The sequence below is a fragment of the Candidatus Stygibacter australis genome (assembly GCA_030765845.1).
Classification (GTDB): Bacteria; Cloacimonadota; Cloacimonadia; order Cloacimonadales; family TCS61; genus Stygibacter; species Stygibacter australis.
Map to the genome: position 1 here is coordinate 1 of JAVCDJ010000195.1, position 3422 is coordinate 3422.

Sequence of the window (3422 nt, forward strand, 5' to 3'; positions counted from 1 at the left end):
AGTATAACTTTCAAAATCATCCACCCAGATATCGATATCTGAGCCTTGCGGGATAGAAAGCACTACTCTTCCAAATGCGGAGCCCAGATCAACATAATCTGTGGTAATCTCCACCATTCCCCATTCCTGAGTGGGATAAACTCTTTTAGAAAAACGGTTTATACGCTTACTGCCTTCATCAAATGTAATGAAATATAAGATCAATGGTTTATCTACGGCTTTGTTTGCTCTAATGAAGCATCGTGAATAATAACTGCATAAAGGATTAACTTTAAATGAATCTGAGGTGAGATTTATAGAAGCTTCAGGTTCCTTTATCTTAAGGCTTTGTTGTCCGCTGTGCGACACTTGATTATCTACAAGAACTTTGTTTTGATAATTATCAAGCACTATCCAGCCTTCCGGCAGTTCTGAACCCAGGTTATCCACAACTTCAAAACCGGAATTTTCGATCAGATTTACTTTTTGCAGGAACTCGTCACGAGTATATAGATGTATCATAGTCCCACAACTGCTAAGTAATAAAATGATCAAAATAAAAAAAACAGAGCTTCGCAAGATTCTCAGAATACCCCCTAAGAAATTACTCAAATAAACTTTTCCTGGCAGAAAACTTCATAACCAATCCTACTGCCAGCGTATTAAACAGCAGGTTTGTGCCGCCATATGCAATAAAGGGTAGTGGAATACCTGTAGCCGGCACTATACCTAAATTCATACCCACATTCACGAACATCATTATCATCAGATTAGCCGCAATTCCTACCCCTGCATAGAACATGAATTTACGCTTCATCCTGGTGATATTTGATATTAACCTTAGCAAAAACAAAAAATAAATAATCAAAAAAAACATGCAACCAAAAAATCCTAACTCTTCTCCGATCACCGAAAAAATGAAATCTGTATGATGCTCAGGAAGGAATTGCAGGTTCTTTTGAGAACCCATTAAAAAGCCCTTTCCCAACCAGCCTCCAGAACCAATGGCGATCTTTGCCTGAATAATCTGATAACCTGCTCCAAAGGGATCATGCAAAGGATTAATAAAGGTGATTATCCTGTTCTGCTGATATGTTTTTAAGCTGCTCCAGACAAATGGCACTAGAAAATACAAGGAAGAATTTATTAGTATCCCAAGCCCAGCCAGTAGAATTCCAAGTCTTTTACGAACCAGATATAAAGTTAAAACCAATATCCAGAAAATAAAAATATATTGATTAAATGATGCTGTAATACTGATCAAAGGACTAATTATCAACACAATCACCCAGAAAGGCAGATCACTGAATGATAAAACGGCAAGAACACAAATCATCAAGGTCATTGCCGTTCCCAGATCAGGTTCTATCAATATCAGAATCAAGGGAAGAATAGTCACACTCACAGCTCTTTTCAGTATCTGTAAGGTAGTTAAATGGGAAGCGTTCAATTGCCTGGTAAGCATTAGAAGAGTTAGGATTTTAGCCAGTTCAGAGGGTTGAAATCCCGCAAAACCAAGGGTTATCCAGCGATGTGATCCTTTGATAGCTGGAAGAAACAAAACCAGAATCAATAAGAGCATATTTATCAAATATGCAGGAAAGATCAGCGCTTCTATAAACGCAGTGGGTATTTGCAAAAAAACCACCAGTGCCAGAAGTGAACATAATACCCAGATCATCTGCTTGATATAATAGTTCTCCCTCTCCACCAGATCACCTATCTTAGTAGTGGAAGCAGAATAGATCATCACTACTCCAAAGATCATCAGCAATATCATCAAACTCATTAAAATACCATCAAATCTTGACTGGCTTGGGTTACGATCCATTCTTTATTCCTTATCCAGAACTTTTAATAAATGCAGATAGTTCTCTGGGTCATTTGTTCTCAGCTGATTATAAAAAGATACCAGCTTCTGAGCAATTGGTGCAGCCTTAGCTCCACCATGTCCACCATTCTCTATAAATACCACGAAAGATATCTCCGGCTCTTCCCATTCAGCATATCCGGCAAACCAGGCATGGGTTTCCTCACCCATGTGGTTTTCTGCTGAACCGGTTTTACCACACACTTTCACACCTTCCACTTTTGCAGTAGCACCTGTTCCCCAACGCTCATTCACAGTTCTGTCCAAAGCCCTTTGCAAAAGCTCCACTGTTTCTACGCTTAAGGGCAGTCTCCGGTTTTCATAGCTTCTCACGGGTACTTTGTCCTGATCAATTATCTGCTCCAGAAAATGCGGCTGAAGCCATAATCCATCATTTGCCAATGCATTGTAATAGGCACAAAATTCCAGAGGAGTTATCAATAATTCTCCCTGACCAATAGAAAGATTAACCTTGGGACCAATAATACCCGTATATCTCCCATAATTGTTTAGATACCAGTTCTCATCCGGGAAAAAACCTCTTCTCTCCGTTGGTAGATCAACTCCTGTCTTAGTAGTTAAATAATTCTGCTCTGTAAAGTCCTTCATTTTATCCAAATCTATCAATAGTGACACATCATAAAAAAACACATCACAGGAATATTTTATGGCATCACTCACGCTTAAGCTTCCATGACCGGCTTCATACCAGCACTTAAAAAACCTGTTTCCTATCTGCATTCCACCTCTACAATCAGCCATTTTAGTTTCAGGTGTAATCAATCCTTCTTCCAGTGCCAGAGAGGCAGTTATCGTTTTGAAGATAGAGCCCGGAGGATATGTACCATTGGAAATTCTGTCCAGCATCGGTTTATCAGGATTTTTTATCATTGTATCCCAAACCGGTCTGCTGATGGCACTGCTGAAGATATTAGGATCAAATTCCGGCATTGATACATAAGCCAGGATCCCTCCCGTCCTCACATCCATCACCACCACAGCACCTTTTTCACCAATTGGAAATATCTGCCGGATATAGTTCTGCAGCTCATTATCTATTGAGAGTATCAAATCTTTGCCGTTTATTGCCGGTTTATAAAGATTATGCTTAAGGAATTCAAGACTCTTACCTGTAGCATCCACCTGAATCAGCTCAAATCCTGCTTTACCCCTTAAAAGCTCCTCATATTCTCTTTCCAGACCATTTTTACCGATTTCGCTGTTCAGTGAATAATCCTGTTCTTTCATCCGCTCATATTCCTTTTCACTCACCTGACCAGTATGACCCGTAAAATGATTTGGATAGGCATATTCGCGTATGTATTCTGACTTGAATTTAAGTGATGGATATTCATTCATTCGCTCAGCAATCCCCACCAGCGTCTCATGATTAAGCCCCTTCACCAGTGATATATCATGATATTTTCTGAATCTGTTATCCTTGATTATTTTGATCACTGATAATGAATCTATATCAAAATTTACGCTGATAAATTTCGCCAGATTATGTCTGTCCTTAAGTTTTGATAGTGTAAAATATAAGTTATCTGAAGAACTATTGCCAGCAATGATC

At 39.1% G+C, this 3422-nt stretch carries 3 protein-coding genes; all 3 read right to left on the bottom strand.

The features are described 5' to 3' along the window. Positions 1-501: hypothetical protein (locus tag RAO94_09870; GenBank protein ID MDP8322644.1), on the bottom strand; the 501-nt coding region annotated here is incomplete at its 3' end. A gap of 82 nt (positions 502-583) precedes the next feature. Next, entirely contained in the window at positions 584-1810 is a 1227-nt protein-coding gene (rodA, locus tag RAO94_09875) for a rod shape-determining protein RodA (protein ID MDP8322645.1), read from the bottom strand. Between the two features lie 3 nt (positions 1811-1813). After that, positions 1814-3422: penicillin-binding protein 2 (gene mrdA / locus RAO94_09880; GenBank protein MDP8322646.1), on the bottom strand; the 1609-nt coding region annotated here is incomplete at its 5' end.

What these genes read in the sequence shown, in the direction of transcription:
- rodA (MDP8322645.1), bottom strand. Translation starts at nt 1,810, where the DNA reads ATGGATCGTAACCCAAGCCAGTCAAGATTTGATGGTATTTTAATGAGT.